The following is a 25,648-nucleotide window of genomic DNA, read 5'->3' on the forward strand; positions in this document are numbered from 1 at the left end:
AGTAATACTTATATATAATAATATTATATTTTTGTAATGATAATTAAAACTGGTAGTATAACTGTAAAAGGTCAGGTAACAATACCGAAAGAAATTCGTGAATATCTGGATGTACGCCAGGGCGATCACATATACTTTGAATCTTCTAGAGACGGAATAATAATAAAAAAGGCTTACAGTAAAAAATTAGCAGATATGAGCACATCTGCAAAGCCATATGATGCTAATGTAAAAGAATCAATTAAAAATATATGAAATGAGTGGCATTAGGATTTCCTAGATACCAATGTAATTCTGAATGTTATCAACATAGAAGAATTATTTTTTTATTCATCCCGGCAACTATTAAATAGAATATCTGATGGGGAATTAGAGGGAGTAATTTCTACTGTTGTATTATCTGAGGTTCTAACCGGTTTTTATATGAATAATGATATTAAAAGCTCTAAAATGTTAAAAGAATCTCTTATTGAATCACGTAGTTTTATTATTATGCCTGTTAATAACGAAATTGCTGATCTGGCCGCCAAAATTAGATCTAGAGGCAAAATAAAGCTCCCGGATGCCATAATTTTAGCAACAGCGATACTGAGCAAATCAACTTACCTTGTTTCCAGTGATACCGATATAATATACAGAACAAATTATGGAATCGAAGTGGTCAACTCCAACAAACTAATGAAAATAATAAATAACTTATAGACCCTAAAAATAAAATTGAATGTAATGTAAATTGTGTTAACCATAAAATCTATATCAAAAATGAAATTACGCCTCTATGGTAAATGCTTTGACCACAAATGCACCATCCGGTGGCATTGAATTCCATAATGTACAGATTTCAGACCCGAAAGATTTTGAGGTCAAGCTCAAACCCCTGTATACTGGAATATGCGGTACAGATCGTGGGGAGGTTCATGGAAACCTATCATTTGCATACAACCATCCTGGATATAATTTCCTGGTTCTGGGGCATGAGGCTGTGTGCCAGGTAATAGATGCTCAGGAAAATGAATACGGGATAAAAACCGGTGATTATGTTGTCCCTGTTGTGAGAAGGCCCGGGGAGTGTGTGAACTGCAGAATAGGAAGGGAGGACAATTGCTCTGATGGAAAGAAGAACGAGGCAGGAATAACCGGCCTTCATGGGTTTATGCGGGATTATTTTTTTGATATGCCGGAGAATCTTGTAAAGGTCAATGATAGAAGCATGGTGAGAGAAGCAGTTCTCACAGAACCGGCAAAAAATGTTATGAAGGCATTTGAGGTCTTTGACACTGTATCGAGAAGATCCATATTTCAGAATAAAGATTCCACATTTATCGGAAAAAACTGCCTTATTATCGGTTCTGGAAGTGAGGCATTCCTATATTCGATGATGGCGAATGAATACAGGTTTAATGTATATATGACAAACAGGCATAGCCTCGAAGAATCAAAATTATCCATTCTGGAAAAAACAGGAAGCATATTTTTTGATTATACAAGCGGCATTCCCCTTAAGGGTATAGACCTGCTAATAGATACAAGCGGGGATCCGGCCACAATATTCAGATTTGTTCGCACGATGAATAACAACGGAGTTGCAATACTATTTGGAACAAAGGGAAATGCTCCTGGAACACAGGTTAACGGAGAGGATATAGATTATATAATAGAGAGGAACATAAGCATGGTAGGTTCAGTTGATGGATCCAAAAAGCATTATCTTGATGCTTTGAGATACATTGAGAAATGGAACCATGCCCATAATTCCGTGATCGGTGATCTAATAACCGGGACATATTCCCCTGAAAACACTGAAATTTTCCTGAAAAAACCGGAAGGGGAAATAAAATCAATTATCAAATGGTAGTAATTTCTGTGTAAGATGGAATTATTCTAGTAATACGTTAATATAATTTAGTAATATAAATGCAATGATTAACGATGATATGCAGTTCAGATACAGAGATGACGGAAATTTTGTTTATCCTGATTACAATGGCTATAATTTTTCCAACATAAACAGCACAATCCTATCATTATTCGGTATAAATAATAATGGAATCCCTCTCAAAAAAGAACTTTACAGCAATCTTTATGGATCAAAAAAAGTTGTATTCTTTTATATAGATGGACTTGGTTATGATAGCTGGAAGAATTTTCTGGCAAATTACAGGCCATTTCAGGAAATAAACGACTCTGGAATAGTATCTCCCATAACATCTGTATTCCCATCTACCACTGCAGCCGCAAGCAACACAATAAATACCGGTTTAACTCCGGCGGAACACGGATTATTCGAATGGAGGCTTTATCTGGAAAATTATAACATGGTTGTGAAAAGCCTGCCATTTATCCCTGTGTACAGGCAGGACAGGGATCAGTTTGCAGATTTAAATCCAGACCCATCAATTCTGTTTCATGGAAAAACCTTCTATGAAACGCTGAATGAGCATGGAGTAAGATCTTATATAATATCATTTGCAGATCTTTTGAAGAGCAGCTACAGCAGGATAATGTATTCAGGTGCAAAAGAAAAGAAGAGATATGATTTTCTCTTTGAGGGTTTTCTCATACTAAGAAAGCTTCTGAAAAAGGTGCGTGAAAATTCATACATATTTTTTTATATAGAGGATCCGGATAAAATGGAGCACAGATATGGCCCGGGAAGTGCGGAACATGTAGAATCACTCCGTTATATAGCATCCATGTTCAACGATCTGTTTACGGATCTTGCAGGTGAGGATATTTCAATCATAATATCCTCCGACCATGGCTTTACCCCTGTTAATAAAAAGATATATGTTTCAGGCATCAGGGAACTAATGAAATCCAACAAGGGAAGGACAATACCGGAAACCTGGAGCCCCCGGGATATGATGATATATTCTGATAGCCCGGAAGATATGAAAAATAGGCTGGAGAGGCAGCTACATGGCAGTGCTGAAATTATCACCGAAGATGAAATCCTCAAAATGGGGATTATGGGAAACAGCACTGTATCAGAAAAATACATCTCAAGAATGGGAAATATTCTGGTTCTGCCTCATTCCGGAAATACTGTATGGTATAAATATTATGATGATGACATTATAAAAGACCGGGGCATGCATGGCGGCCTAAGCCGGGAAGAAATGATAATACCATTTGCGTCCATCAATTTAAAAGATATTAAAAAATACTAAAAATTATTTCGTGTTTTTTACCAGATTTTCATAGATTTCCAGGAATTCAAGACCCTTATTTATTCCACCGAAAATTTCCTCGTTTCTAACGGATTCGGCAGCCTTTTTCATTTTTTCTGGATCTTTAATTCCTGCATTTCCTATCATTGATTGAACGCACCTGTTTATTCTCAGGGGGCTTAGCTGGAATTTATACATGGTATCAACTATATTCTTCAGGTTATCTATTATATACTGCCTTGATCCGTCGCTTGATGACATTGCAACAAAGAATGAGTCCATATCCTGCTTCTTAGCTTTTCCTGATTTAACGAATTCCATGATGCTTTTATGATTACTGTCACCTTCAAGCACGCCTGATGCGGTTATGGCCTTTGTTTTATCTTCATCATTTGACGTTGTCTCTATTATGTTTGCGAAGTACCTGAAATCATTGTTTACCCTCGCCTGGGCAACAAGATAGGCAAGCCTGAAATCCGGTTCTACCTGGCTGTATTCCTTATATTTGCTGAGAAGCGTTTTGCAGAAATCATTATTAATATATGCAAGTTTTGTATAGAGCCCTGATAATGATATTTTGTAGTTGAACTCATCCTTCTTATTTGTCTCTATATATTCCATCTTGTCCTTTATGTAGAAGTTTGCAAGGTCTCTAAAATAACCGTTCCCTGTTATATTATACAGGGAATACAGCTGTTTTGATATCTCATCAATTACTATATTATCATTTATTCCATAAAGTTTCTCTAGCCTTCTTACATACTGAGTCATGTTTATCTTGCCCGAAAGAAGAAATGCGTAAAGATCATTCGCAATGCCCCATTTCTCATCGGCAGATATCTGTGAAAGGTTCCTTGTGATGGTTTCGTACATTACATCATCATAGAGCACCCTGTAAAATCCACTATGGCCATAATTCAGTGAAAGAACATCCCCTTCTATTTCCATTTCCCTGCCGTCCATAAGTGTGTTTTCCTCCCTGGAAAACCTGTTTATAAATAGTGGTATTTTCCACTGCGAGTTTCTTTCACCGTCCAGGAAATAGAACTGTTTCTGGGTTATTTTTAGCCTGTCCCCATTCCTTTCAGTTATAATATATGGGTAACCTTTCTGTGATATCCACTGCTCCATAATAGAGGAGACTCCCTTTCCTGATTCTTTTTCTATGGCATTCCATAAATCAGACCCTGAGGCATTCTTATATGAAAATTCCTTTAGATAGTTTCTCATAGCCTTCATAAAAACATCCTTGCCAACATAGGCTTCAATCATCCTCAAAACATTTGATCCCTTGCCATATCTTATTTCATAGGATAGCTGTGATACACTTCTTGGATCGGAAACATCGGCATTGATGGGATGTGAATTTTTCAGTGCATCCATGGTGTAGGCACCGTCAGTCTGGTCCAGCAGGAAATCACCGAAAAATTTCCATTCCGGATCTGTACTGTCAACAGTCTTGAATGCAAAAAATGTGGCAAAGCTCTCATTTAACCACAAATCGTTCCACCATTTCATGGTGACGAGGTCACCGAACCACATATGAACGAGCTCATGGGTTATTACCTCTGATGTCCTCTTATAGCTTCTGCTGGTTGTGGAATCATCAATATTCAAAAGTATTTCCCTGAATGTTATTGCTCCCCAGTTTTCCATGGCACCGGATGCAAATTCGGGAACGGAAATAAGGTTTAATTTTGGAAGCATATATTCTATTCCTGTGTATGTTTCAAGATAATTCAGGGATTTTTTTGCCACTTCAAGGGGATACCTTGAAGATGTTAAATGGCCCTTCATGGCTGTGAGATAGAGTTTTTTGCCTTTATATAAGTCCTCAGCCTCATCAAACTGCCCAACTCCAAGGTATACAAGGTATGTTGCCATTCTGGGAGTTTGCTCAAATTCTACAAGCTTTTTTCCATTTTCCAGTTTTTCCTGTTTTGCTGGCATATTTGAAATAGCTTTAAGGTCGCTGTCGATCTTCATAGAAATGTCAAACGTAGCTTTGTAATTCGGGTTATCAATGCATGGAAATGCCCTCCTGGCATCTGATTCCTCGAACTGTGTTGAAAGTATATACTTGTCCTCTGTGCCTGCGAGATAGAAGCCCTTAAGGCCACGGTCAACATCGGAAGAGAATTTAACGTCAACAGAAATATTGCCCCCAACAGTGGAGAACGTTAGGCTATTATTATCTGTCTCATATTTTACCGGCGATCCATTGATTTTTACATCCTGTATATCTATATTGTTCAGGTCAAAGGTTACCTTTTTTTCTGCATCATTAATTTTTACAGTTTCCTCTCCTTTATATTTCTTCCCCCTGAAATCTATATCAAGGCTTATCCTGTAATTTATAACTTCCATATCAGCCTATATACACACGTTTAATAAATTTTTGCGCAGTTGAATATTTTAAATAATAACGTGAGATACAGAAATATGGATAATAAATATAGTTATGCCTATCTTGGCCTTGCCGTTATGATTGCACTCCTTTTCATACAGTTTATTATAGGCATATTTATAAACCTCTATGTATCATTTCCACCACTGAATAGCATATCACACATAGCACCAGCTGCATTTCCATCAAATTATATTATCGTAATGCTTCATATGATGCTGGGATTTCTTATCCTTATAGTTTCATTTATAATGCTCCTGCTCAGCATAAAAATACAGAATTCAAAAATGGTTATATCATCCGGTATATCCTTTGTTTTTGTTATAGTTGCCGGTATTTCCGGATTCCTGTTTCTTTTCAATGAATATAATGTATATTCCCTTATTATGGCAGTATCATTTATAATTATTATAATCTCAGAGTTTTACTATCTATATACCCTAAAACTGTTAACAGGCGCCCCATCCAAAAATTAAATTAAACTATAAAATTTATAAAAATTATTTTTTCATCAAGTCACATGACCTTTTATATAATATATCCCTTAAAAGTAAGAAAGCCCTGAAATTTTCCGGATTAAAACGTTCCGAAAAACCCTCCTTTCTTGACATAACCCTGTAATAATACATAACTTCTATGGTTTTCCTGCATGCCCTGAAAGCTATCCTGGCTACCCTGCTCTCATTCAATAATATGGAATAATCCATGGCCCAGCCCTTTTCACCTTCTATGCCTTCAAGAAAATTGAAGTCATTTGCTTTGGCACCGGTGATTATGTAGTTTTCCAGCGACTTTATGAATTCAAACATCTTTCTGTACTCTTCTGAGTGTTTTTCATCCATTTCAATGAGTCTACCGATTAGTTCCGCCAGTTCATATTCTTTCATAAAGTAGAGCTGTATTCCTGAATCATAATCCTCTTCCTTCTGATCTACACAGCAATGGAATTTTGGAAATTCTGTCATAATTAAAAAGTGTATCATTAAATAAATATTTTTTTAAATGGGAACAATAAACTTACGTAATATTACGGTATGTTTTATAATCTGTGATTTTGAATTTCCTCAGGGTTATTTCAATAAATTTCTCCTTTACATCATTAAAACTATATGATTTATTCTGGAGTGCATCCATGGATGTCATTATTTCAGGCGAAAAATTGCATGGATTTATTATATTGAATTTTTTAAGGTCTGTGGATATATTGAGCCCCATGCCGTGCATTGTTGAGAATTTATCAATGCCCAGCCCTATAGAGCAAATCTTTTTATCCCCAACCCATACACCGGTTTTTTCTTTAAGCTCCGCCCTTCCGCTGATGCCGTAATATCCCAGCAGTTCAATGACCGAGTCCTGAATTAATCTTATCAGCTTCAGGGCATCGAGATTTGATCTCTTTAAATTTATAATGTAATACACCACAAGCTGACCTGGCCCGTGATACGTCAAATAACCTCCACGGTTAATTTTTATTGCACCTCCAGTATCACCCCTGAAATGGGACCCTGCTGTGTAAACATCTGGATGCTGAAGAAAAATGAACGCATCTCCTGATTCCTCTTTATTTACTTTATCATGAATTTTTTTCTGGAGATCAAGTGCCTTTAAATAATCAACGATTCCAAGGTCGTATATCATACTGCATTTATTGAAATCCTGTTCCATTTTATTACATCTCCAGCCATAGTTAATATTTTAATTTGGTATATAAAATTCCCCAAACTTATTCCCCAAACTTAATTACATACAGTATAAATTTGTATAGCAAAAACATTTAAATTATAGGGCATTGTTTAATTATGGAAAACAAAAGTGGAAGAATAAAACAGATAAGCTACATTATTAAGGGCGTTGAAACAAGAGATGGTGCTGGAGTTCGGCTGAAAAGGATTTTCGGTGGGCCCAATACCGTAAATATAACGGACCCATTCCTCCTGCTGGATCATTTCGGTTCTGATCGAATAGATGACTATATCTCAGGGTTCCCATGGCATCCACACAGGGGTATAGAAACTATAACATATTTGCTGTCCGGGAAGGTCGAGCACCGGGACAGCACCGACCACCGTGGGACGATATATCCGGACGAACTGCAGTGGATGACTGCCGGAAGCGGTATATTCCATGAAGAGATGCCGAAGCCACTGGACGAGAAAAACCCTGAAGAGCTCCTGAGGGCAAATGGGATGCCTACCCTTGTATCAGGTTTCCAGTTATGGTTAAACCTTCCTGCTAAATATAAAATGACAGTTCCGGCATACAGGAGCATTAAGGGAAGTGAGGTTCCTGTAATCTCTATTGACGGTGCAAGGGTTAAGATTATTGCAGGGGAATATAATAAAACCTATGGCATGTACAAATCACAGTATGGAATAGACCCGCTCTACCTTGATGTTTCCATGGATGAGAACTCAGAGTTCGTTTACCGTATCAAGGATGGATACACATCTATCATTTTTTCTATAACTGGAGAGGGGTTATACCGGGATCAGAAACTTGAGCCAGATACGGCAGCAATACTATCAATGGATGGTGAATACGTGAATGTCAGGACCGGCAGATCTGGTTATAGGTTTATCCTCTTATCAGGAAAGCCATTACATGAGCCTGTAAAATGGTATGGCCCAATAGTTATGAATACTGATGATCAGATACGGGAGGCAATTATGGATCTTAACAACGACAACTTTGTCAGGGAGAAGAATCCATTAATAGAATAAAAATACTATCTATTTATTATTAGATAATGGTTAAATATACCTTAACGATTATACGGCATGGAAAATGACAGCGACTTCAATCAGTATATGATATCATTCAAGTACCAATTTAAATCATACCTGCGTACGAAAAGGTTCCTGGGGCTGTTTCTCTTCACCCTTATAATCTCGATCGGCATAACAGCCTTAATCCTCCATGATGAATACAGCATGTTGAAGGCCGGCACCCCCTTATTTTACTTCTATAATTATCTTGACAGTTTCTCCACAGACCTTGTTGTAATTATAGGGGCCTTCTTTGGCGGCGATATAATTTCTACTGATACAGGGACAAATGCGGCCTACTACACACTGGTTCAGCCTGTAAGAAGGTCAGTGCTATTTCTCGGTAGATATACAGCAGCGCTGATATCATCTTTCATTATAGTGTTTGTTTACTTTCTTGTGGGCATTATAAGCTCATTTTACCTTTACGGCACTGTAACACCGGTTGTGTTTGAGGGGCTTGGCATACTGGTTTTATTCCTTGCAGCAGCAATATCATTTGCCTCACTGTTTTCAGGAATATTCAAGGGGCAATCAAGTGGAATTATAGTTTCTGTACTGCTTCTATTCATTGGGTTCCCTATAATAGATACATTTGTAGGTACCATAGGTGGAGTGGACCCACTATTTTCTCTGGATTTTGCCGGAGAGGTGATGTACCTGATATTCGAGAAGCCATATCCTGCTGCGAAGGTTGTTAGCTCATCTGGATTTGGTGGGCCTGGTGCAGCTGTGGCCGTAGCAAAGGCATCATCATTTTATACATTTAGCCCCACTGTAATGCAGGGTATCGGTGTGTTAATTGCATATATAGTAATATGTGGTGTAATAGCAATACTTCTGTATACTAGGAGGCAGATAGAGGGATAAATATGGAAATAAGTTTCAAAAATGTATCTAAAAATTACAGTAAATTCAAGGCCCTTGATGATGTGTCGTTCCATTTTAGTGGACACGGTGCCATAGGTTACCTTGGTCCGAACGGGGCAGGAAAGACAACCACATTGAAGGTCATGACTAACCTTTTACATCCGACATCAGGGACAGCGGAATTGAATGGCATCGACGTAAATAGGCATCCAAAGAAAGCAATGCTGAATGTAGGGTCAATGATAGAGACGCCCACTCCATATCCATTTCTTACAGTAAAAGAGTCCCTGCAGTTCGTTGCAGAGCTCAGGGGGATAGATAAAAAAACTATGGAATCCAGGATAGAAGAATTTTATGACGCATTAAAGCTTCCTCCATTGAAATCAAGGATGGGCCAGCTTTCCAAGGGACAGAGGCAGCGGGCCGTTTTTGCATCTGTGCTTATATCGGATCCAGATATAGTCATACTGGATGAGCCCACAAGTGGTCTTGACCCATTCGAAAGGAAAATATTCAGGGATTTTATAATTAAACTCAAAAAAACAAAACTTGTGTTTTTCTCATCACACATCCTTTCAGAGGTTTCAGAAACCTGTGATGATGTTGTATTTATAAACCATGGAAAAATACTCAAGCAGGGAAAAATAGAAGAAATATCACAGGAATTCAATACAAGTGCGGTCTCTGTTGAGTTTCTCAGGCCTGTCAATGAGTCACTGGTAAAACAGCTGGAAACAATAGGTTCTGGACTACTGAAAACTGATGGGAGGACAGCTGTAATCAAATTTTCAGGAAAGGAATCAGACAGGGCAGAAATACTTCAGGACGTGATAAAGCTGGCTCCTGTTATTTCCTATTCCTCATATGGATCTGACCTTGAATCTGCATATATTTCCATACTTGGTGAAAAATAGAGGCGAAGGCTAATGATCAGAAGGTTCCCTGACAATTTTATGTTCGGAACTGCCACCAGCCCATTTCAGGTTGAGATGGGCAGATCAGATGGCTCTATATCACCTGAAAGTGACTGGTATAAATGGGTTCACTCTGAATCTATAATAAAAAAAACATATGTAAGCGGAGATTTCCCGGATGATGGCCCTGACCTCTGGAACGATTATAAAAAATATATTGATTATGCCGTTTCAATGGGAAATAACTCAATTAGGATAGGTATTGACTGGGCAAGGATATTCAGGGAAACCACAGAAAACATAAAGGTTACTACTGTTGCAAACAAAAATGGGGATGTTTATGAGATTGAATTTCCTGAAGAATTTATGGGCCAGATGGAAAATTTAGCTGATGTACCCTCAGTTCAACATTATAAAGAAATAATGGATTATATTAAATCCAGGGGGCTAAAACTCGTACTGACTGCGTATCACTGGTCACTTCCCATATGGCTCCACGATCCGGTAGAATGCAACGAAAAATTTACAGAATCACAAAGGAGGGGATGGGCGGATAAGAAAACTGTAGTGGAATTCGGAAAGTATATTTATTACATTTATAAGAAATTCAATAAATACGTGGATATCTGGCACACAATAAATGAGCCGAATATTTTGGCTATTAATGGTTATCTTTACGGTAATCTTGAGGGGTTCCCTCCAGGCATATCTGATTTCAAAATAACCGTGGGAGTTCTAAGAAATTTGGCCTATGCGCATAATATAGCATATAAAATTATCAAAAGGCAAAACCCCGCTGCCACTGTGGGAATAAATGTTGCTGTACCGTACTTCCAGCCAGAATTTGACACACCAAAAAATAAATTTATCAATGAATATGTTTCTTATGTATTTTATAAGCTATATCTGGATTCAGCACTCTACGGGAGTTTTGACCCATCGCTTTCAGGCATTTACAGTGAGTCAAGGCCTGAAGAATTCGCAGGCACCGACTTTATAGGTATAGACTATTACAGCAGAATCATTGTGAGATATGTGGATAATGACAGTGTTGATATTCGTTATAGATTCGCCTTCCTCCCATGCAAAAAATGCTCAGATAATTACTTGGATATATTTCCGGAGGGAATAAGAGCTGTTGCTGTATCTCTGTTCAACCGGTACAGAAAACCCATTATAATACTGGAAAACGGAGTTGCAGATGCAACAGGGAATTTAAGAAGAGAATTTATAGAAAAACATTTAATACAGATCCATAAGGCAATTAAGGAAGATTTTGTCCCTGTAAAGGGCTACTTCCACTGGTCCCTCATGGACAATTATGAGTGGGCCAGGGGGTTCAGGGATAAATTTGGGCTATATACTGGAAGTAGGGGGGATTATAAGCCCACTGAATCCTCAGAATATTACAGTAAAATATGCCACGAAAGCGGTGTGTTCGATGAAGAATATAGGGACTATTAGGCATTACAGGAAGTATTTTGCAATTGCATGATAATTTTATGTGAAGAGCGGCATCTCTATCATTATCTGCTGGGCAGCCAACAGCAAGGTTAAAAATATATAATAAACCACCATATATCACTATGTACCTAAGAAGCTATCTGAATTCACAGACTGTCATGAATATAATAAATGACATTGTTCATTCCAGTTTTGTAGAATCTATGAGGGATGGGACGCTGGAGGATGATAAATTTCGATATTACCTTGTCCAGGATCATGTGTATTTGAAATATTATAAGGAGGCGGGATCAAGAATAAAAAATATCTCAGCCAACGGGGATATTAAGAAGCTTTACAGTGACATAGGTAGCGATGAACCCCAATTCCACCGGGATATGCTTCTGAAATTCAATGTGGATGGCGATAGCATAAAGGATACGGATATGAATTATACCACATATTCATATATAAACCATCTTATTAGATGGTCAGGAGATTCAGATATTAATGGTATGCTGTCAATGTTTCCATGCCAGTGGTCATATGGTTATATAGCAGAGGCAGTTGCGGGCCCGGCAGAAAAATTCAAATTCTGGTTTGACTTTTACCGCTCCACGCCGTACAGGTCTATAACAGATAGGTACCTGAGCATACTTGGAGATCAGGATCTTGATGAATACCAGGAACAGATAATAAAATTCGGCCTTGAATATGAGCTTAATTACTGGATTTCATGTTATAGTTAAATTACACAGTGAATTTTTTGCCTTATTTATCTCTGTACATAATAATCTGGCAAGCAATAAATACAGGATAAACATTGCCTTACAATGATCGAACAGACACTGGATTATCTTTATGGTCTAAAGAGGGAGGGTATAAAGATGGACCTCCGGGCAACCAGGGAATTTGCGGAACATCTGGGTAATCCACAGGATAAATTCAAGAGCATTCATATAGCCGGCACCAACGGAAAAGGTTCGATAGCCTCCTATGTTTACAATATCCTACGGCAGGAATACAGAACCGGGATGTATACATCTCCACATCTTCTAGATTTTAATGAAAGAATAATAATGGGAACAGAACCCATACCAGATCAATATATAATAGACTTTATGAATTCCAACAGGGCATACATAGACAATCTGGCCATGAACTACAGAAACCCCACATTCTTTGAAACAACAACTGTCATGGCTTTCAAATATTTTGCGGATAGAAATGCAGATTATGCAGCCATAGAGGTCGGTCTTGGTGGAAGGCTGGATTCCACAAACATTGTTGTGCCAGAGGTAAGTATAATTGCCCAGATAGGGTATGAGCACTACCAGCGCCTGGGCTGTTCCCTGACCTCAATAGCACATGAAAAAGGAGGAATAATAAAAAACGGCAGGCCTGTGGTGTTGCTGGATGATAAGCCAGAGGTAGTAGCAGAAATTAAAAAAATCTCAGATGTCAGGAATTCACGCCTCGTGATGGTAAATAATTACTGTTCAGTGTCAGACCTGAAATACAGCCTGGATGGCATGTCATTCCTGCTCGAAACACCCCAGGATGAATACCAAATTAAAACCTCCAATCTTGGAATGTTCCAGATAAAAAATGTCTGTGCTGCAGTGTCAGCAATGGAGGTACTTCCTGAAGGAAGGCCCGGGAAATCAGTAATAGAAAGTGGAATAATGAACAGCAGATGGCCATCGAGGTTTGAGGTCATAAGCAGGGAACCACTTGTTATAATGGATTCATCACATAATCCACCAGCTGCTAGCGCAGTGGTAGAAACCTTCCAGAAGTTTGTTGACAGGAAACCAACGCTTGTAATAGGAATGCTTGATGACAAGGATTACTTTGCATACATGTCAATACTCAGGAAAATTTCTGACACCGTTATATTGACCACACCTGATGAACCTGAGCGATCAATAGATCCCCAAATACTGGGGAAAAACATTGGGCATATGTTTCCACATATGAAAATTATCAGGGACCCCATAGAGGCCTATAACTATGCAAAGTCAAATTCAGACTGTATCCTTGTCACAGGTTCAATGTATCTGGTTGGTCTGTTAAAAAAATACCTGAATTCGTCAGTCAGACCATTTAACATGGATTAATCTATCGGTAAAATAGTCAGTAATAAACCAGGTTAAAAAACATATTTGTATATAGAGTATATATGTCCTAATTACTGATAACCATGGACAATCCTTTTATAAAATACAGCAAATCTAACGATTACGTAACCGGCGACCTTAAGAAGCTGAGCAGTTCATATATTCCTGACAACTTTCCACACAGGGAAAAGCAGATAGACGGGATAGCTAGGGTTATGAGTTCCATAGTTACAGGAGGTATATCCTCAAACCTACTTCTTTACGGTAAATCCGGATCCGGCAAAACTTCCTCTGTTCTTTATGTTACCAACATGCTCAAAGAGACCCTTAACGGAAATATCAATATTCTCTATATCAACTGTGAGATTTACGATTCACAGTATTCAATCCTGGTATATTTAACCAATGCCATAGACACAGGAGACTCGCCTATACCAATACTGGGGCTTCCACAGGATAGGATATACTCTGAACTTGTTAGGAGGTTAAATAAATCTGGCAGGTATACAGTTATAATACTGGATGAGATAGATAAATTAATCCAGAAAAGTGGCAGCGATGCGCTCTATGTTTTATTGAAAATTTTAACAGAAAGCAATGCCTCTATGATAGGCATTACAAACGATGCGTCCTTTGTCTCCACCCTTGATGCCCGGGTACAGAGCAGGTTAAACCAGGAGAGTATCATATTCCCACCATACAATGCCATGGAGTTACGGGATATATTAAAGTTCAGGGTATCTGGTGTGATTAAGGATGGTTTTATAACAGATGCAGCCATAAATCTGTGTGCTGCCCTTGGTGCACAGGAGCACGGGGATGCAAGGAAGTCCATTGACCTATTGAGAATCGCAATAGATTATGCACTGAAGGATGGAAAATCCTCTATTTCCATTGAAGACGTATATATGGCAAGGGATAGATTTGAAATGAACGTTCTCAAGGAATCCATAAAAACACAGCCTATCCACTCAAAAATGGTGTTGCTGAGTGCATGTCTCACCCAGGAGACCGATGCGGACCTTTCAGTTACCGGTGAAATCTATGAAAATTACAGAAATATATGCTCAGAAATTGGATTCCAGCCACTTACCATGAGGAGGATTTCAGATCTGCTCTCTGATCTTGAGGATACAGGACTGCTAACAACAAATACCAGATCTCTTGGGAGGTATGGAAGAATGAAATTCATCCGTGTTATGGGTTCCATACAGGCCATACAGGGTTATATACTTGAAGACCCTGCGTTTTCAAGCTTTCAGGGTTCAAAGATTGTACGGCAGTCAAAGCTTAGAACAAATTTTGATGCATATGTGGAAACCTATAAAAATGGAGATTTTGACAGCAAATAATTGTTAAAAATATTTAATAACGCATTTATAATACGGTATTATGTTTAAGGTATATAAGCTGGCAAAGGCACAGAGGGAAACACTTGATAATTTGCTTGCAGATGATGTGGTAGGCCGCCAGACTGTAACGTATAAGGACGGTGCCAGTTATGGTTACGACTCCTCATATATAGTCCTGATTGAGGGATCTGAGGATATATTCAAGAACGTGGACTCTATTGCTAAAGGAGCCCTGGAAGAGCTTCCAAAAACGAAGGAGGAAGATACCTACAGGAAGATCAAGGATGAGGAGAACAGTTCCCGGGACGGTCTGGGTTTTATATTTGGATAAATATGTTAATAATAACGGGAATGCCTGGATCTGGTAAGGATGAATTCGTTAAGGTTGCAAGGGAAATGGGTTTCATAGATGCACATATGGGAAATACCGTTAAGCAGAACGCATTGAAGCATAATATAAATATGGATGACAAAAGCATAGGCACATATGCCACAGAGGAGAGAAAAAAATATGGAATGGATATATGGGCAAAAAGAACTGCAGAGTCCATATCAAATCCAGATATAACCGTTGTTGATGGTCTGAGAAATGAAGAGGAACTGGATTATTTCAGAAATAACTTCCAGAATATATTTGTGATTGCTGTTTTTGCAAATGAATCTGACAGGCTCCAGAGAATACTCAACAGGGAAAGGGAAGATGACGGGCATGATTATTCTGGCATGCACCAGCGTGATACACGGGAACTCTCATGGGGAATTGGAAAGGTAATATCTCTGGCGGATTTCATGATTGTAAACGATTCCACCCTTGAAGAATACCATAAAAATGTAAGGTTGCTGCTTTCCCACATAATAGAAAGACATCCGGAAATAAATCCAGAAAATTCAGGCAGGTAATTTTCTGGTATACTGGTAAAGAGAATCAAAGAAAAGTTTTCCAGTACCCTCCTTATAGATGTTTCCATCATTCATTAATTGATAGTTATAATATACCCTTTCAGGATGTGGCATCAGCCCTATTACATTTCCAGATCTGTTGGATAGGGCAGCTATATCCATTATTGATCCATTTGGATTCCACGGATATGAAGAATCCGTACCATTTTCATTTGTATACTGGAATAGCATCTGGTCATTGTCCAGAACACTATCCAGTGTTTTATCACTATTAAATAAAACCTTTCCCTCCATGTGCGCTACCGGAACCTGAAATATCTTTTCTGAAAAATATTCCCTGAAAATTTTGTTTCTGGATGTGTAGCGGATATACGTATACCTGCATTCAAATCTGTTTGAGTCATTCACGGCAAGAACCATATTCCTGTTTTTTCTTCCATCAACATCTGGTAACAGGCCCAGTTCGCTTAAAACCTGGAACCCGTTACATACGCCTATTAAAATTTTACCAGAATCTATAAACTTTTCCAGATCGTGCATGTGGGGTAAAACCCTTGCTGCAAATATGGATCCTGCCCTGATATAATCTCCTGCTGAGAATCCGCCAGGTATAAATAAAAGGTCATAATCCTCAAACCTCTTTTTCCCTATCTCGGAGATGTGCAAATATTCTGAATCGAAGCCGGACCTTTTCAGGGAGTAGAATGCCTCTTCCTCATTGTTGGTACCCTCCATTCTGAGGATGCCTGCCTTTAACTCATTATTTGGCACTCTTTCTCTCCTTTGATTTCACTCTTAATCCAGTATACCCACATTTCCTGCATTTTGTAGCGTTAATTGAATTTCTGGCATAACATCTCATACATATTTTTCGTGTTAGTCTTCTTTCTATTGCTTCTGCGAACGGCATAAAATCACTTAATCCTTATCTTTAAAGCATATTTTAACTTTGTTGTGTGAGCCTGTTATCACCTATTACATGATTTGCCTGTATCCCCTAATCATTGCTTATATCAAACAGATGAAAATAAAAGCATCACATAAATAAAATTAGGATAAAAAATATATCCAAATATTAAAAAATTTATCTCTCAATCTTCATTTCGGATTTTGCACCTTTGTCCTCTATGGTCTGGAACTTTGGGGCAAGTTTTTCAAGTATCTTTGGAAGAGCTGTATATTCCATGTCCTCATCAGGCAATCTATGTGGCTCGAACACACCCATTCTCCTCATATAGTTGGCCATATTCAGTGCCTCTGTTCTTGCATAGTCAAAGGCCACATCGTTGAACATATCAACCGGTCCTGCAAGTTTCCCATCTTTCATGGTGAAACCAAGTGCAACAACTCTCGGAGGGCCGTCAAATCTAGTCATCTGTGCATTGTTGAGCCCAACAGGCATCATGGGCCCATTGAATGATCCCCTCATCCACCCAGATACGAGGTATGAATTGGCAAAAGGCTCCAGTGCCTCTCCTGATGCCGGAAGCCCGGACTGTATCCTTACTATGCCTGCAGGGTCATCCTTGCCAACATACTCCCCTGCAATAAATGAGAGTTTGTCAGTTGTTATGACTGCGACATTCTCATCGGGAAGCCTTGTGTGAGTATCCTTTGTAAATACTCTTTTTATAACATACTTGCCCTTTGACCCTATAAATGCCAGAAGATCATATGTATCCTCAGGAAGTGAAAGGTATATTTTCTTTCCATTATATATATCCCATACCTCAAATTTGAATCCCATATGCATATTCGGGTCTATCACCAAACCCGGTGTGTTGAAAGGGTCGCCGAACATTTTGTATATTGGGTAGTTAAATGCTCCGGGCTCTGTTTTATCCATCATATAAATTATGAATGGCTCTGCCTTTCTGGGTGTTATTTCAAGCTCAGCGACTCCTGGCCCCATTCCTTTGATATTGCCTGAAAATGCATCCTTCAATAAATCCTGGCCTGCACCATAGAGGCCAACCTTTTTTGCAACCTCGGTTCCTGCCTTGAAAGCATTCCATGCAAGGCCGTGGATTTCCTCGTTGTCCGCGCCTCTTGTGTGAACCATAGTAATCTGTATGTCATCCCCTATATGGGATATGTGGAAATCTGATATCAAACCCTCAGAATGATTTTTTACATAACTTTCTACTGCGTCTACCACCGGTTGATATACAACTGTATGCCCAGGCAGGCTACCTATATCTGCCTTGATGTGTGAAATTGTTGTTTTCATAATTTATCTATATCCTTTATAACTATTAAATTTTATGTTATAATGAATGGTAATATGTTGATAGATACAATGATATGCATATTTTTTGCATAATATAAAAATATATCCAGATAAACGAAATTAAAAAAACAAATGTTTATATATCATATCTCTTTTGCATGGTTGATTGTGAGTGCCACTGCGGCTTCTTTTATTAATCTGGCTGGTATCCCCTGTACAAAGGTATTCCCAACAGTTCCGAAATAATGTTTGCCCACACGAATTATATTGGCAAAATTATTGGGTTTGAATTTTTTTCTGAAACCCATGGCATTTTCCATTGCGGTTATTCCGGCTGACCTTGCAATTATGGCAGACATTGGAATGAATCCTCCGTTTTCAACGAACATTGTGTCACCTGCAGCATAAACATCCGGGTAATCCAGGGACTGCAGATATGAGTTTACGGCAATTCTGGAATTTTTAGTAGTTATATCCTGGGCAGTCTCTGGTATATTGCCGGTAAAACCGCCGGCAAACAGTGTAAGATCAGATTCATATCTTTTTCCTGAGGCGATTACAGCGTCTCTCTTCACTTCCTCAACCGGGCTTTCCAGTGCTATGTTCACACCAGAACTGGATAGAAGGTCAGAGGCAGTTTTTGCAAACCTGGAGGGCAATCCTGCCAGAATCTGTTTTCCACCCTCCATCACTGTAACCCGGTTTCCACCTATGGCGCCTGCCAGTTCTACTCCAAGGTAGCCGCCTCCTATGATTATTATATGTTTTTTATGCATTATTTCATTTCTTAATGACATGGCATCGCCATATCCTGAAAATCCGTGTATATATTTAGATCCTTTTATAAAACTGTAATTCTGTGAATGCCCCAGTGCAATTATTAGCCTATCATATGTAATATCCTTATTATGAAGGTGTACTCTCCTGTTTTCGAAGTCTATGCTTTGCACCCTGCCTGTGTGATCAAGTTTCCTCGGTATAAGGGGATAATCAGGGCTCCTGCCGGATATGATATCCATAATCCTAGGCGCCATTGTAAGATAAGGATTTTCATCAATCAGTACTGAATGCCTGTTTCTCAATTTTGCAGAGACGCCGGCAATACCACCTCCAAGAATAACTATCCTCCCCGCCATTTTTTCCAGTGGTGATATTATATCCTTTTATTAATTTTCCTAGGGTCCACGCAGAAAAGGGTGGCATATGAAAATTACCCAAAGGCCGTAATTTCGGTGCCTTAATGTTATTGATTAAATACAATGAAATAATAAGTTATAATGGATGAAAACGATTTGAATGAGTTAAAAAACATTTTTTCTTACCTTTTAGACTCGTTTTCATATGAAGTGGAAAGGGACATAAAGGCAGATCACATACAAGAAATTACCAAAAAATTAGAAAAAGATAAAAAATCCATAGAGGAAATGAAAAGCAGGATAAAGGAGGATATAGATCAATTTGTTCTGAGTTATAAAGATTTTGGCCTGTATGAAGATACTATAATGGAATCTATAAACACATATGCAGAACAGTTCTTTACAAGGAACTCCCATGAGGCACTGTCAGAGATCGCTGACCTGAAATCAGGCATGGAGAAGGATGTGGAAAATGGCACCAGGGTAATGGAGGCATTCCTCTCCCTAAATCCATTTACCGTATTAAATTCCGATATCAAAATTACTGTGGAAGATAACAGGACTGAAATCCTGGAATCCATAAATTCCAGTTACGGGATTGCATATACCTTCCTTTTAAATCCAGAGGAAAGCCAGTTTATGAAAAATCCATTTTTTGCATCTCTTTATAATGGAATAAGGGTTCCTGTGGCAGTAAATGGAGAGGATGTGATCTATGAGAGCCTTGATGGATATCACCTGACATCCGGCCAAATAAACGGGAGCAGGCTTGAATGCAGCTTTGTCAGGTCACGGGAACAGAAGACATTTAACTTCAAATTTGAAAAGGGCTCTCCTGTTATTGACATACAGTTCAATAATGCCGGGAAGATCCTTAAAATAATGGACAGCCAGGATCTATTGAAGCACCTAGATTTAAAAATTCTTACAGACGCTCTGGGAAAACTCTTCAACGAAATTACTGATCTTGAAGGGAAAAAGAAGAAACTGGCTTCTCTGAAAATGGACGATGTTGAACTACTGGACACCATGGATTTTGGCAGGATATTTTACAGGATAATAGAATCAAGCTACATCAAGTCCCTTGTAAACTCTCTCCCGGAAAAATCCTCAGACCAGGATGAGCTCTCTAAGGAATTTATTACCCAGAGAATACACACAATTGGCAGGGATCAGGATCATATTATTTCAATCCTTTTTGGATGATTTCCTGAATAAATGCGTGAAATCTGGATTATAAAGATATGATTTTTTATTTGAATAGTATGAAATATTGCCGCCTACCATTATTAGGGCCTGCCTGTTTATCCGATTTTCGAACATTGCATGTTCCAGATTTCCTATAGTAGACATTATCATTTTCTCATCCGGCCATGAAACCCTGTATGCTATTATTGCACGGTCCTCCGGAGAATATCCTGCATTGATCAGCTTTTCACTAACCTTTCTGGCGTTGGAAGCACTGAGAAATATTGCCAGTGATGTTTTATGTTCAGCCAGCAATTCCAGGTCTTCTTTTTCAAAATGCTCCGTTCTTCTTGGAACCCTGGTAAGTATGACAGATTGTGTTGTACCCGGGGCTGTAAGTTCGAGTCCCAGGCTTGCAGCCGCGGCGAATACTGAACTAATCCCAGGAATTATTTCAAATTCCATGCCATTTTCCCTGAAAAATTGCATTTCATCGTTAATTGCGCCATATACGGAAGGGTCACCACTGTGTAGCCTTGCGATTTCCTTTCCATCATCATAATATTTTTTAACGGTTTCATTAATTTCATCTATGTTCATTGTTGAGGTTTTTATTATTTTATCCGCCCTGCTATCTTGGAACACTTCAGGGTTCACAAGTGAATCAGCATAAATAATAACATCTGACAGATCTATGATCCTCTTTGCCTTTACTGTAAGAAGTTCCGGGTCCCCCGGTCCAGCACCTATTATATGTATCGTTTTATCACCACTATAGTCATATAATCCCTTATATCTTCAATATTATTATAAATTCTTTCCTGATCTGTAGATACGTAACTCATAATAAAATAATCCTTTATTTCATGTTTGATTATAATATCCTTAATAATATCCTTAGCCCTTATGGCCTTGAATATAACCGTATTCTGCATGGACATTATCCTGCTCTCCATATACCTGTAATCCTTTATTGCCGGAATTATCTGTAGGGGTTCATCCTTTGTTGCCAGAATAATTTTCATGGCAGCTGAAATCCCGTTCATAGAGCTGATTCCAGGAATTATTGTGTATTCAATATCCAGAAATGGATTTATATCAAGAAATGTACTGTATAACATTGGCTCTCCTTCTACAGCATACACCGATTCTACATTCCTGTAATATGTCTCCATTATCATCTTTCCATATCCAGCACAGAGATCCTGTAACTTTTCGCTGCCTATAGGAAATTCCATTGGCCTGAGTTTTTCCCTATCAATTCCCAGGGATAACAGTATGTTTTCCGCGGAATTCAGGGATGTTTTTGGATAAAATATGATCTGCGCATTATTCAGTGCCCTGTATCCCTTCATTGTTACCAGTTCCGGGTCTCCCGGACCGAGACCAACTACTGTGAATTTACTCATTCTTGATCACCTTTATAATGTAAATCTGATCCATAGGTACAAATCTTCTGTATTTTGATACAGGCATAAGCCGGGATATATTTACCTGTCTTATTTCAGAATTCAGATTTCTGGATTTTATATAATCCATGGCATCCTCTAAATTTTCTATGGTTGTTATGTTTATAACCATTCTCCCATTTATTTTCATTCTTCTGAAAGAATAATCCATAATTTCCTTAATTTTTCCTGAAGAACCCCCTATAAAAACGCAATCAGGATCTGGCAGGTCGTGAAGTGCCTCAGGTGCCATCCCATTTATAATATTTATATCGGATGCACACATTTCCATGTTGGATTCTATATTCATGCAGAGTTCCGCCTTTTTTTCTATTGCGTAAATATTTCCGTTCCAGTTCTGGAAAGAGGCACCTATTGCCACAGACCCAGATCCCGAACCCACGTCCCATAAGGTCTCACCATCATTTATATCCAGATCATATAATGAAATATTCCTTACTTCTCTTTTAGTAATATTTCCATTATGCCTGGCAAACATATCGTCATCGGGCAAAGAGATTTTAGTACTGTTTTCTGATATGAGTATCATAACATTAAGGTAACTAAACTCCTTATCGGCCAATTCCCTCACCGGTAGCTTTGATATTTTTTCATTTTCATATCCAAGGTTTTCGAATATATATGCCATATATGATGAGAGCCCGAATCTTATCATGTATCTTGCTATGGCAGCAGGCGTGTTCAGATTATCTGTAAATATGCCTATCTTGGTTTTATTCCTTATTTTCTGTGCCAGCCCCTTAATGGGTCTTCCATGGAGGCTTATTGTGTACAGGCCCATTGAGTTAAGTGCAATTCTGGAAAGCGCAATCTGAATAGAGCTTACCTCAGGGATAATCATAATTTCATCCGGTTTATAGTTTTCAGTAATATACTTCCCAATACCATAAAATAGTGGGTCTCCTGTGGCCATCACAGTTATAACTTTGCCTGTCCTGTATGCAGAGGCCATATCCTCGCGGAATTTTTTTAATTCTCCAATTTTAATAACCTGCTTACCGGATTTATCAAAAAGATCCATATTGCGCTCTCCTGAGAATATAATATCGCTGCTACTTATGCACTCTAGGGCTTCATGTCTCAGATCCCTTCCGGGGAAAACACCAACAATGTTAATCCTCTTCATAATCTCCCTCAAAAAATGACAGGGTTTTCTCCTGGAAACCATCATAGGGATATTCTACCCTTATTAAGGGAATTTCCCTTGAGATTTTTATCCCCTCCGGAATGGAATCGGATGCACCTGCCATAACTATCATATCGGATTTTTCAACATAATCCTGAATGTACCCATTGAAGCTAACCTTTTCAAGTCTCGCCACAGGCATACTTCCTCCCGCGCCATCTGCCAGTTTAATATATGTATCATCAATTTCTGAGATATCCCAGACATCAAAAATCCCATACGCTTTAAGCAATTCTTTTCCCGTACTGTCAGTTGCAATTTTACCTATTTTCCTGATGTCTATCATGGAAGTTCTCATTTCAGAAAAGACTGTTTCCACATATCTGCCCTCAATGGCTATATTTTTGCCTGATAGATATGCAACGTCCATTTTTTCAGGGAATATCTGGGATTCCCGGATTTTATATACTGTGAACCCCGCACTTTCAAGGTATTCCGTAGGTGGCGGGAAAAAATCATAAAATACTGTTATGATCCTGCCTGAATACTTCCTGTTCTCAATAACCTGAAAATCTTTATGGTAATCCACAACGTTTCCAACAACTATTATAGAGGGGGACCCGCTGTATGTATAGCTAATATTCCCCAGTGTTCCCGTGAAGGTTTTCTGGTGATTATATGTTCCATTCTCAACAATTGCCAGAGGCGTATCACTGCTATACCCTGATAACAGGAGCTTTTCAATTATTCCTTTCAAATTATACGCCCCCATGAAAATAACAAGTGTATACATACTGCAATTGAAATTATGGCAGTCAGGTATGCTAAAATTCTCAACACTGTTTCCTGTAGTGACTATCACACCATGGTTAACGTTTCTGTGTGTCAGTGGTATTCCGGCAGATTCGGGTACAGAAATCAGCGCCGACACGCCTGGAACAATCTCATATTCTATATGATTTTTTATTAATTCCTCAATCTCCTCCCCACCGCGGCCGAATAGAAAGGGGTCTCCACCCTTGAGCCTTACCACTATATTAGTTTTCAGGGTTTCGTTCACAATCAATCTATTAATTTCTTCCTGCGATATTCTTTTAACATAAGGTTTTTTCCCAACGTAAATTTTATTGCATCCGGGTTTAGCCATATCAAGTATCTCGGGATTGATCAGGTGGTCGTAAATTAAAACATCAGCCATGGCTATTATTCTTGCACCGGCCAGAGTAAGCATGTTTTTATTTCCCGGCCCACAGCCAACTATGTACGCCTTTCCCATGAAAAGGTTATTTTAATCTAATATATAATATTACGAATTCTCTATTTGAAGCGACAATATTCTATGGGAAGAATCCAATACAGAGATACATAAATCTTTCCATTGGGAAATAATTTAAATAACCATAGAAACTTATCATGTATGAATAAAATCAATGTTATTATACTGGGAGATGCCAATACTGGAATAATAACCGCAAATAAATTGAGAATGCGTACAGGCAATGATGTTGAAATAACGATTGTAGGAGATTCTGAAAAAACATATTTCAAGCCAGAAGGTGTTCTTATACCATTTTATGGTATTGATTACAGGGATACTGTGAAACCCACAGATTCGCTTATAAATTACGGTATCAGGAGAATAAAGTCCAAGGCCAAAAAGATTAATCCGGATAATAGGCAGGTTATTCTTGAGAATGGGGCCATAGTGGAATACGATTACCTGGTTATTGCAACAGGAGATAGGCTTGTTCCAGAAAATATTCCCGGATATAACAGTGATGTATACCATTTTTATGATATGGAACACGTTATAAAGCTGAGAGAAAAACTTAAATCCATAAAAGGGGGGAAAATAGTGGTTGGCCCTGCAAGTCTTCCTTTCCAGTGCCCTGTTGCACCTGAAGAGTTTGTTTTCGGGCTTGATGCTCTACTGAGAAAGAAGGGCATAAGGGACAAAAGCGAGATAACTCTTATAGTTCCCATGGACGATGTCCTTCCATTTAAAAACGTTTCAGACCTTGAAAAAAAGGGATTTTCGGACCTTGGAATAAATTTTGTTCCGAAGTTCAAAACGCAAAATGTTGATTCAGATAAGCATGCCGTAATATCGGAAAGTGGGGAATCTATTGATTATGATACACTTATCCTGATACCCCCACATATGGGGCAGAAGGTTGTAGTGGAATCCGGCATGGGCACCGGTAACGGATACATTGATGTGGATAAATTTACAATGCGGTACAGGGATTATGACAACATTTACGTGGTGGGCGATGCGGCTAATTTTCCCATGAAGGTCGGTGCTCTGGGGCATTCAGAGGCCGCCTATGTTGCAGGGAGAATTGCATCAGACACTGATGGAACTTACAATGAGGATAAATTTGACGGATTTATGGGATGTTCCAGCGTGTATCCCGGCCAGACAGGGTTTACCCTCTCCTTTGATTACTACTCCAAGCCATTTGTAAATTTTGCATCAAAAACAGATTATTTTCTTAAGTACATTTCTGGAGATACATATTTCTCCTCAATAATAAGGGGTATACTTTAGGTGGTTG

General features: G+C 38.6%; 26 protein-coding genes and 1 pseudogene. 16 read left to right on the plus strand and 11 right to left on the minus strand.

Features of this window, described 5'->3' with window-relative positions:
• Positions 1 to 36 precede the first annotated feature (36 nt).
• From RE471_RS03240 to RE471_RS03255, 4 genes and pseudogenes are all read left to right on the plus strand, one after another.
• Positions 37 to 255: an AbrB/MazE/SpoVT family DNA-binding domain-containing protein gene (locus RE471_RS03240; protein WP_309215351.1), complete on the plus strand. Its 219-nt coding sequence runs from the start codon at positions 37 to 39 to the stop codon at positions 253 to 255.
• 30 nt (positions 256 to 285) lie between these two features.
• A pseudogene (locus RE471_RS03245) lies at positions 286 to 702 on the plus strand (type II toxin-antitoxin system VapC family toxin); the annotation flags it as partial.
• Between the two features lie 76 nt (positions 703 to 778).
• The gene (locus RE471_RS03250) at positions 779 to 1,855 is read left to right on the plus strand and encodes a glucose 1-dehydrogenase (protein WP_309215352.1); all 1,077 of its coding nucleotides are present in this window, start codon (positions 779 to 781) and stop codon (positions 1,853 to 1,855) included.
• A 64-nt stretch (positions 1,856 to 1,919) separates the two neighbouring features.
• Positions 1,920 to 3,170 (plus strand): alkaline phosphatase family protein, encoded by a 1,251-nt coding sequence (locus tag RE471_RS03255; RefSeq protein ID WP_309215353.1) that lies wholly within the window; start codon positions 1,920 to 1,922, stop codon positions 3,168 to 3,170.
• 3 nt (positions 3,171 to 3,173) lie between these two features.
• Here the strand turns inward: RE471_RS03255 and RE471_RS03260 are convergent, their stop codons facing one another.
• Positions 3,174 to 5,537, minus strand: a complete 2,364-nt coding sequence (locus tag RE471_RS03260; RefSeq protein ID WP_309215354.1) for a M1 family metallopeptidase — start codon at positions 5,535 to 5,537, stop codon at positions 3,174 to 3,176.
• A 75-nt stretch (positions 5,538 to 5,612) separates the two neighbouring features.
• Between RE471_RS03260 and RE471_RS03265 the strand changes: the two genes are divergently transcribed.
• Positions 5,613 to 6,053 carry a hypothetical protein gene (locus RE471_RS03265; RefSeq protein WP_309215355.1) on the plus strand — a complete coding sequence of 147 codons (441 nt, stop codon included), beginning with the start codon at positions 5,613 to 5,615 and terminating at the stop codon, positions 6,051 to 6,053.
• 24 nt (positions 6,054 to 6,077) lie between these two features.
• Here RE471_RS03265 and RE471_RS03270 read toward each other — a convergent pair whose 3' ends face one another.
• Together RE471_RS03270 and lipB are read right to left on the minus strand one after the other, a co-directional pair.
• Complete coding sequence (locus RE471_RS03270; protein WP_309215356.1) at positions 6,078 to 6,542, minus strand: hypothetical protein; 465 nt, start codon at positions 6,540 to 6,542, stop codon at positions 6,078 to 6,080.
• A 52-nt stretch (positions 6,543 to 6,594) separates the two neighbouring features.
• Positions 6,595 to 7,242: a lipoyl(octanoyl) transferase LipB gene (lipB, locus tag RE471_RS03275; protein WP_309215357.1), complete on the minus strand. Its 648-nt coding sequence runs from the start codon at positions 7,240 to 7,242 to the stop codon at positions 6,595 to 6,597.
• A 134-nt stretch (positions 7,243 to 7,376) separates the two neighbouring features.
• On the opposite strand from lipB, the gene RE471_RS03280 reads away from it, so the two are divergent.
• From RE471_RS03280 to RE471_RS03320, 9 genes are all read left to right on the plus strand, one after another.
• Positions 7,377 to 8,297, plus strand: coding sequence for a pirin family protein (locus RE471_RS03280; RefSeq protein ID WP_309215358.1), 921 nt, complete (start codon positions 7,377 to 7,379; stop codon positions 8,295 to 8,297).
• 57 nt (positions 8,298 to 8,354) lie between these two features.
• Entirely contained in the window at positions 8,355 to 9,212 is an 858-nt protein-coding gene (locus RE471_RS03285; protein ID WP_309215359.1) for an ABC transporter permease, read from the plus strand.
• Between the two features lie 2 nt (positions 9,213 to 9,214).
• Positions 9,215 to 10,126 carry an ABC transporter ATP-binding protein gene (locus tag RE471_RS03290; protein ID WP_309215360.1) on the plus strand — a complete coding sequence of 304 codons (912 nt, stop codon included), beginning with the start codon at positions 9,215 to 9,217 and terminating at the stop codon, positions 10,124 to 10,126.
• 12 nt (positions 10,127 to 10,138) lie between these two features.
• Positions 10,139 to 11,590 carry a family 1 glycosylhydrolase gene (locus RE471_RS03295; protein ID WP_309215361.1) on the plus strand — a complete coding sequence of 484 codons (1,452 nt, stop codon included), beginning with the start codon at positions 10,139 to 10,141 and terminating at the stop codon, positions 11,588 to 11,590.
• A gap of 122 nt (positions 11,591 to 11,712) precedes the next feature.
• Positions 11,713 to 12,318 (plus strand): TenA family protein, encoded by a 606-nt coding sequence (locus tag RE471_RS03300; RefSeq protein ID WP_309215362.1) that lies wholly within the window; start codon positions 11,713 to 11,715, stop codon positions 12,316 to 12,318.
• Positions 12,319 to 12,402: 84 nt separating this feature from the next.
• On the plus strand, positions 12,403 to 13,689 hold the full coding sequence (locus tag RE471_RS03305) for a folylpolyglutamate synthase/dihydrofolate synthase family protein (RefSeq protein WP_309215363.1): 1,287 nt from the start codon (positions 12,403 to 12,405) through the stop codon (positions 13,687 to 13,689).
• 83 nt (positions 13,690 to 13,772) lie between these two features.
• Complete coding sequence (locus RE471_RS03310) at positions 13,773 to 15,041, plus strand: ORC1-type DNA replication protein (RefSeq protein ID WP_309215364.1); 1,269 nt, start codon at positions 13,773 to 13,775, stop codon at positions 15,039 to 15,041.
• Positions 15,042 to 15,081: 40 nt separating this feature from the next.
• Positions 15,082 to 15,372: a hypothetical protein gene (locus RE471_RS03315; protein WP_309215365.1), complete on the plus strand. Its 291-nt coding sequence runs from the start codon at positions 15,082 to 15,084 to the stop codon at positions 15,370 to 15,372.
• A gap of 2 nt (positions 15,373 to 15,374) precedes the next feature.
• Positions 15,375 to 15,941 carry an AAA family ATPase gene (locus RE471_RS03320; protein WP_309215366.1) on the plus strand — a complete coding sequence of 189 codons (567 nt, stop codon included), beginning with the start codon at positions 15,375 to 15,377 and terminating at the stop codon, positions 15,939 to 15,941.
• Here RE471_RS03320 and purQ read toward each other — a convergent pair.
• The 4 genes from purQ to RE471_RS03340 all read right to left on the minus strand — a co-directional run bounded on the left by purQ (position 15,930) and on the right by RE471_RS03340 (position 19,307).
• Positions 15,930 to 16,712: a phosphoribosylformylglycinamidine synthase subunit PurQ gene (gene purQ / locus RE471_RS03325; protein WP_309215367.1), complete on the minus strand. Its 783-nt coding sequence runs from the start codon at positions 16,710 to 16,712 to the stop codon at positions 15,930 to 15,932. The two genes, RE471_RS03320 and purQ, sit on opposite strands and share 12 nt — an antisense overlap.
• On the minus strand, positions 16,702 to 16,851 hold the full coding sequence (locus RE471_RS03330; protein ID WP_298275086.1) for a 50S ribosomal protein L40e: 150 nt from the start codon (positions 16,849 to 16,851) through the stop codon (positions 16,702 to 16,704). The genes purQ and RE471_RS03330 overlap by 11 nt, the downstream gene beginning before the upstream one ends.
• A 174-nt stretch (positions 16,852 to 17,025) precedes the next feature.
• Complete coding sequence (fbp, locus tag RE471_RS03335; RefSeq protein WP_309215368.1) at positions 17,026 to 18,171, minus strand: fructose-1,6-bisphosphate aldolase/phosphatase; 1,146 nt, start codon at positions 18,169 to 18,171, stop codon at positions 17,026 to 17,028.
• A gap of 143 nt (positions 18,172 to 18,314) precedes the next feature.
• Positions 18,315 to 19,307 (minus strand): FAD-dependent oxidoreductase, encoded by a 993-nt coding sequence (locus RE471_RS03340; protein WP_309215369.1) that lies wholly within the window; start codon positions 19,305 to 19,307, stop codon positions 18,315 to 18,317.
• A 141-nt stretch (positions 19,308 to 19,448) separates the two neighbouring features.
• Between RE471_RS03340 and RE471_RS03345 the strand changes: the two genes are divergently transcribed.
• Entirely contained in the window at positions 19,449 to 20,513 is a 1,065-nt protein-coding gene (locus RE471_RS03345; protein ID WP_309215370.1) for a hypothetical protein, read from the plus strand.
• Here RE471_RS03345 and cobM read toward each other — a convergent pair.
• Genes cobM through cobA form a run of 4 tightly spaced genes read right to left on the minus strand, consistent with a single transcriptional unit; the run spans position 20,496 to position 24,366 of the window.
• Positions 20,496 to 21,254, minus strand: a complete 759-nt coding sequence (gene cobM / locus RE471_RS03350; protein WP_309215736.1) for a precorrin-4 C(11)-methyltransferase — start codon at positions 21,252 to 21,254, stop codon at positions 20,496 to 20,498. The genes RE471_RS03345 and cobM overlap by 18 nt on opposite strands.
• Positions 21,245 to 21,904 (minus strand): precorrin-2 C(20)-methyltransferase, encoded by a 660-nt coding sequence (locus tag RE471_RS03355; RefSeq protein ID WP_309215371.1) that lies wholly within the window; start codon positions 21,902 to 21,904, stop codon positions 21,245 to 21,247. The genes cobM and RE471_RS03355 overlap by 10 nt, the downstream gene beginning before the upstream one ends.
• Complete coding sequence (gene cbiE / locus RE471_RS03360; protein WP_309215372.1) at positions 21,897 to 23,090, minus strand: precorrin-6y C5,15-methyltransferase (decarboxylating) subunit CbiE; 1,194 nt, start codon at positions 23,088 to 23,090, stop codon at positions 21,897 to 21,899. The genes RE471_RS03355 and cbiE overlap by 8 nt, the downstream gene beginning before the upstream one ends.
• The gene (cobA, locus tag RE471_RS03365) at positions 23,077 to 24,366 is read right to left on the minus strand and encodes a uroporphyrinogen-III C-methyltransferase (protein WP_309215373.1); all 1,290 of its coding nucleotides are present in this window, start codon (positions 24,364 to 24,366) and stop codon (positions 23,077 to 23,079) included. Before cobA ends, cbiE begins: the two co-directional genes overlap by 14 nt.
• Before the next feature lie 141 nt (positions 24,367 to 24,507).
• On the opposite strand from cobA, the gene RE471_RS03370 reads away from it, so the two are divergent.
• Complete coding sequence (locus RE471_RS03370; protein WP_309215374.1) at positions 24,508 to 25,641, plus strand: FAD/NAD(P)-binding oxidoreductase; 1,134 nt, start codon at positions 24,508 to 24,510, stop codon at positions 25,639 to 25,641.
• The last annotated feature ends 7 nt before the right edge of the window (positions 25,642 to 25,648 follow it).

The organism is Ferroplasma sp., assembly GCF_031200575.1.
GTDB lineage: Archaea > Thermoplasmatota > Thermoplasmata > Thermoplasmatales > Thermoplasmataceae > Ferroplasma.

Coding starts and splice junctions, on each gene's coding strand:
- lipB (WP_309215357.1), bottom strand. CDS start 7,242: ATGGAACAGGATTTCAATAAATGCAGTATGATATACGACCTTGGAATC.
- RE471_RS03260 (WP_309215354.1), bottom strand. CDS start 5,537: ATGGAAGTTATAAATTACAGGATAAGCCTTGATATAGATTTCAGGGGG.
- RE471_RS03290 (WP_309215360.1), top strand. CDS start 9,215: ATGGAAATAAGTTTCAAAAATGTATCTAAAAATTACAGTAAATTCAAG.
- RE471_RS03265 (WP_309215355.1), top strand. CDS start 5,613: ATGGATAATAAATATAGTTATGCCTATCTTGGCCTTGCCGTTATGATT.
- RE471_RS03305 (WP_309215363.1), top strand. CDS start 12,403: ATGATCGAACAGACACTGGATTATCTTTATGGTCTAAAGAGGGAGGGT.
- RE471_RS03310 (WP_309215364.1), top strand. CDS start 13,773: ATGGACAATCCTTTTATAAAATACAGCAAATCTAACGATTACGTAACC.
- RE471_RS03240 (WP_309215351.1), top strand. CDS start 37: ATGATAATTAAAACTGGTAGTATAACTGTAAAAGGTCAGGTAACAATA.
- RE471_RS03330 (WP_298275086.1), bottom strand. CDS start 16,851: ATGCCGTTCGCAGAAGCAATAGAAAGAAGACTAACACGAAAAATATGT.
- RE471_RS03355 (WP_309215371.1), bottom strand. CDS start 21,904: ATGAGTAAATTCACAGTAGTTGGTCTCGGTCCGGGAGACCCGGAACTG.
- fbp (WP_309215368.1), bottom strand. CDS start 18,171: ATGAAAACAACAATTTCACACATCAAGGCAGATATAGGTAGCCTGCCT.
- RE471_RS03300 (WP_309215362.1), top strand. CDS start 11,713: ATGTACCTAAGAAGCTATCTGAATTCACAGACTGTCATGAATATAATA.
- cbiE (WP_309215372.1), bottom strand. CDS start 23,090: ATGAAGAGGATTAACATTGTTGGTGTTTTCCCCGGAAGGGATCTGAGA.
- RE471_RS03255 (WP_309215353.1), top strand. CDS start 1,920: ATGATTAACGATGATATGCAGTTCAGATACAGAGATGACGGAAATTTT.
- RE471_RS03250 (WP_309215352.1), top strand. CDS start 779: ATGGTAAATGCTTTGACCACAAATGCACCATCCGGTGGCATTGAATTC.
- RE471_RS03345 (WP_309215370.1), top strand. CDS start 19,449: ATGGATGAAAACGATTTGAATGAGTTAAAAAACATTTTTTCTTACCTT.
- RE471_RS03340 (WP_309215369.1), bottom strand. CDS start 19,307: ATGGCGGGGAGGATAGTTATTCTTGGAGGTGGTATTGCCGGCGTCTCT.
- RE471_RS03315 (WP_309215365.1), top strand. CDS start 15,082: ATGTTTAAGGTATATAAGCTGGCAAAGGCACAGAGGGAAACACTTGAT.
- RE471_RS03295 (WP_309215361.1), top strand. CDS start 10,139: ATGATCAGAAGGTTCCCTGACAATTTTATGTTCGGAACTGCCACCAGC.
- RE471_RS03320 (WP_309215366.1), top strand. CDS start 15,375: ATGTTAATAATAACGGGAATGCCTGGATCTGGTAAGGATGAATTCGTT.
- cobA (WP_309215373.1), bottom strand. CDS start 24,366: ATGGGAAAGGCGTACATAGTTGGCTGTGGGCCGGGAAATAAAAACATG.
- RE471_RS03285 (WP_309215359.1), top strand. CDS start 8,355: ATGGAAAATGACAGCGACTTCAATCAGTATATGATATCATTCAAGTAC.
- RE471_RS03370 (WP_309215374.1), top strand. CDS start 24,508: ATGAATAAAATCAATGTTATTATACTGGGAGATGCCAATACTGGAATA.
- RE471_RS03280 (WP_309215358.1), top strand. CDS start 7,377: ATGGAAAACAAAAGTGGAAGAATAAAACAGATAAGCTACATTATTAAG.
- RE471_RS03270 (WP_309215356.1), bottom strand. CDS start 6,542: ATGACAGAATTTCCAAAATTCCATTGCTGTGTAGATCAGAAGGAAGAG.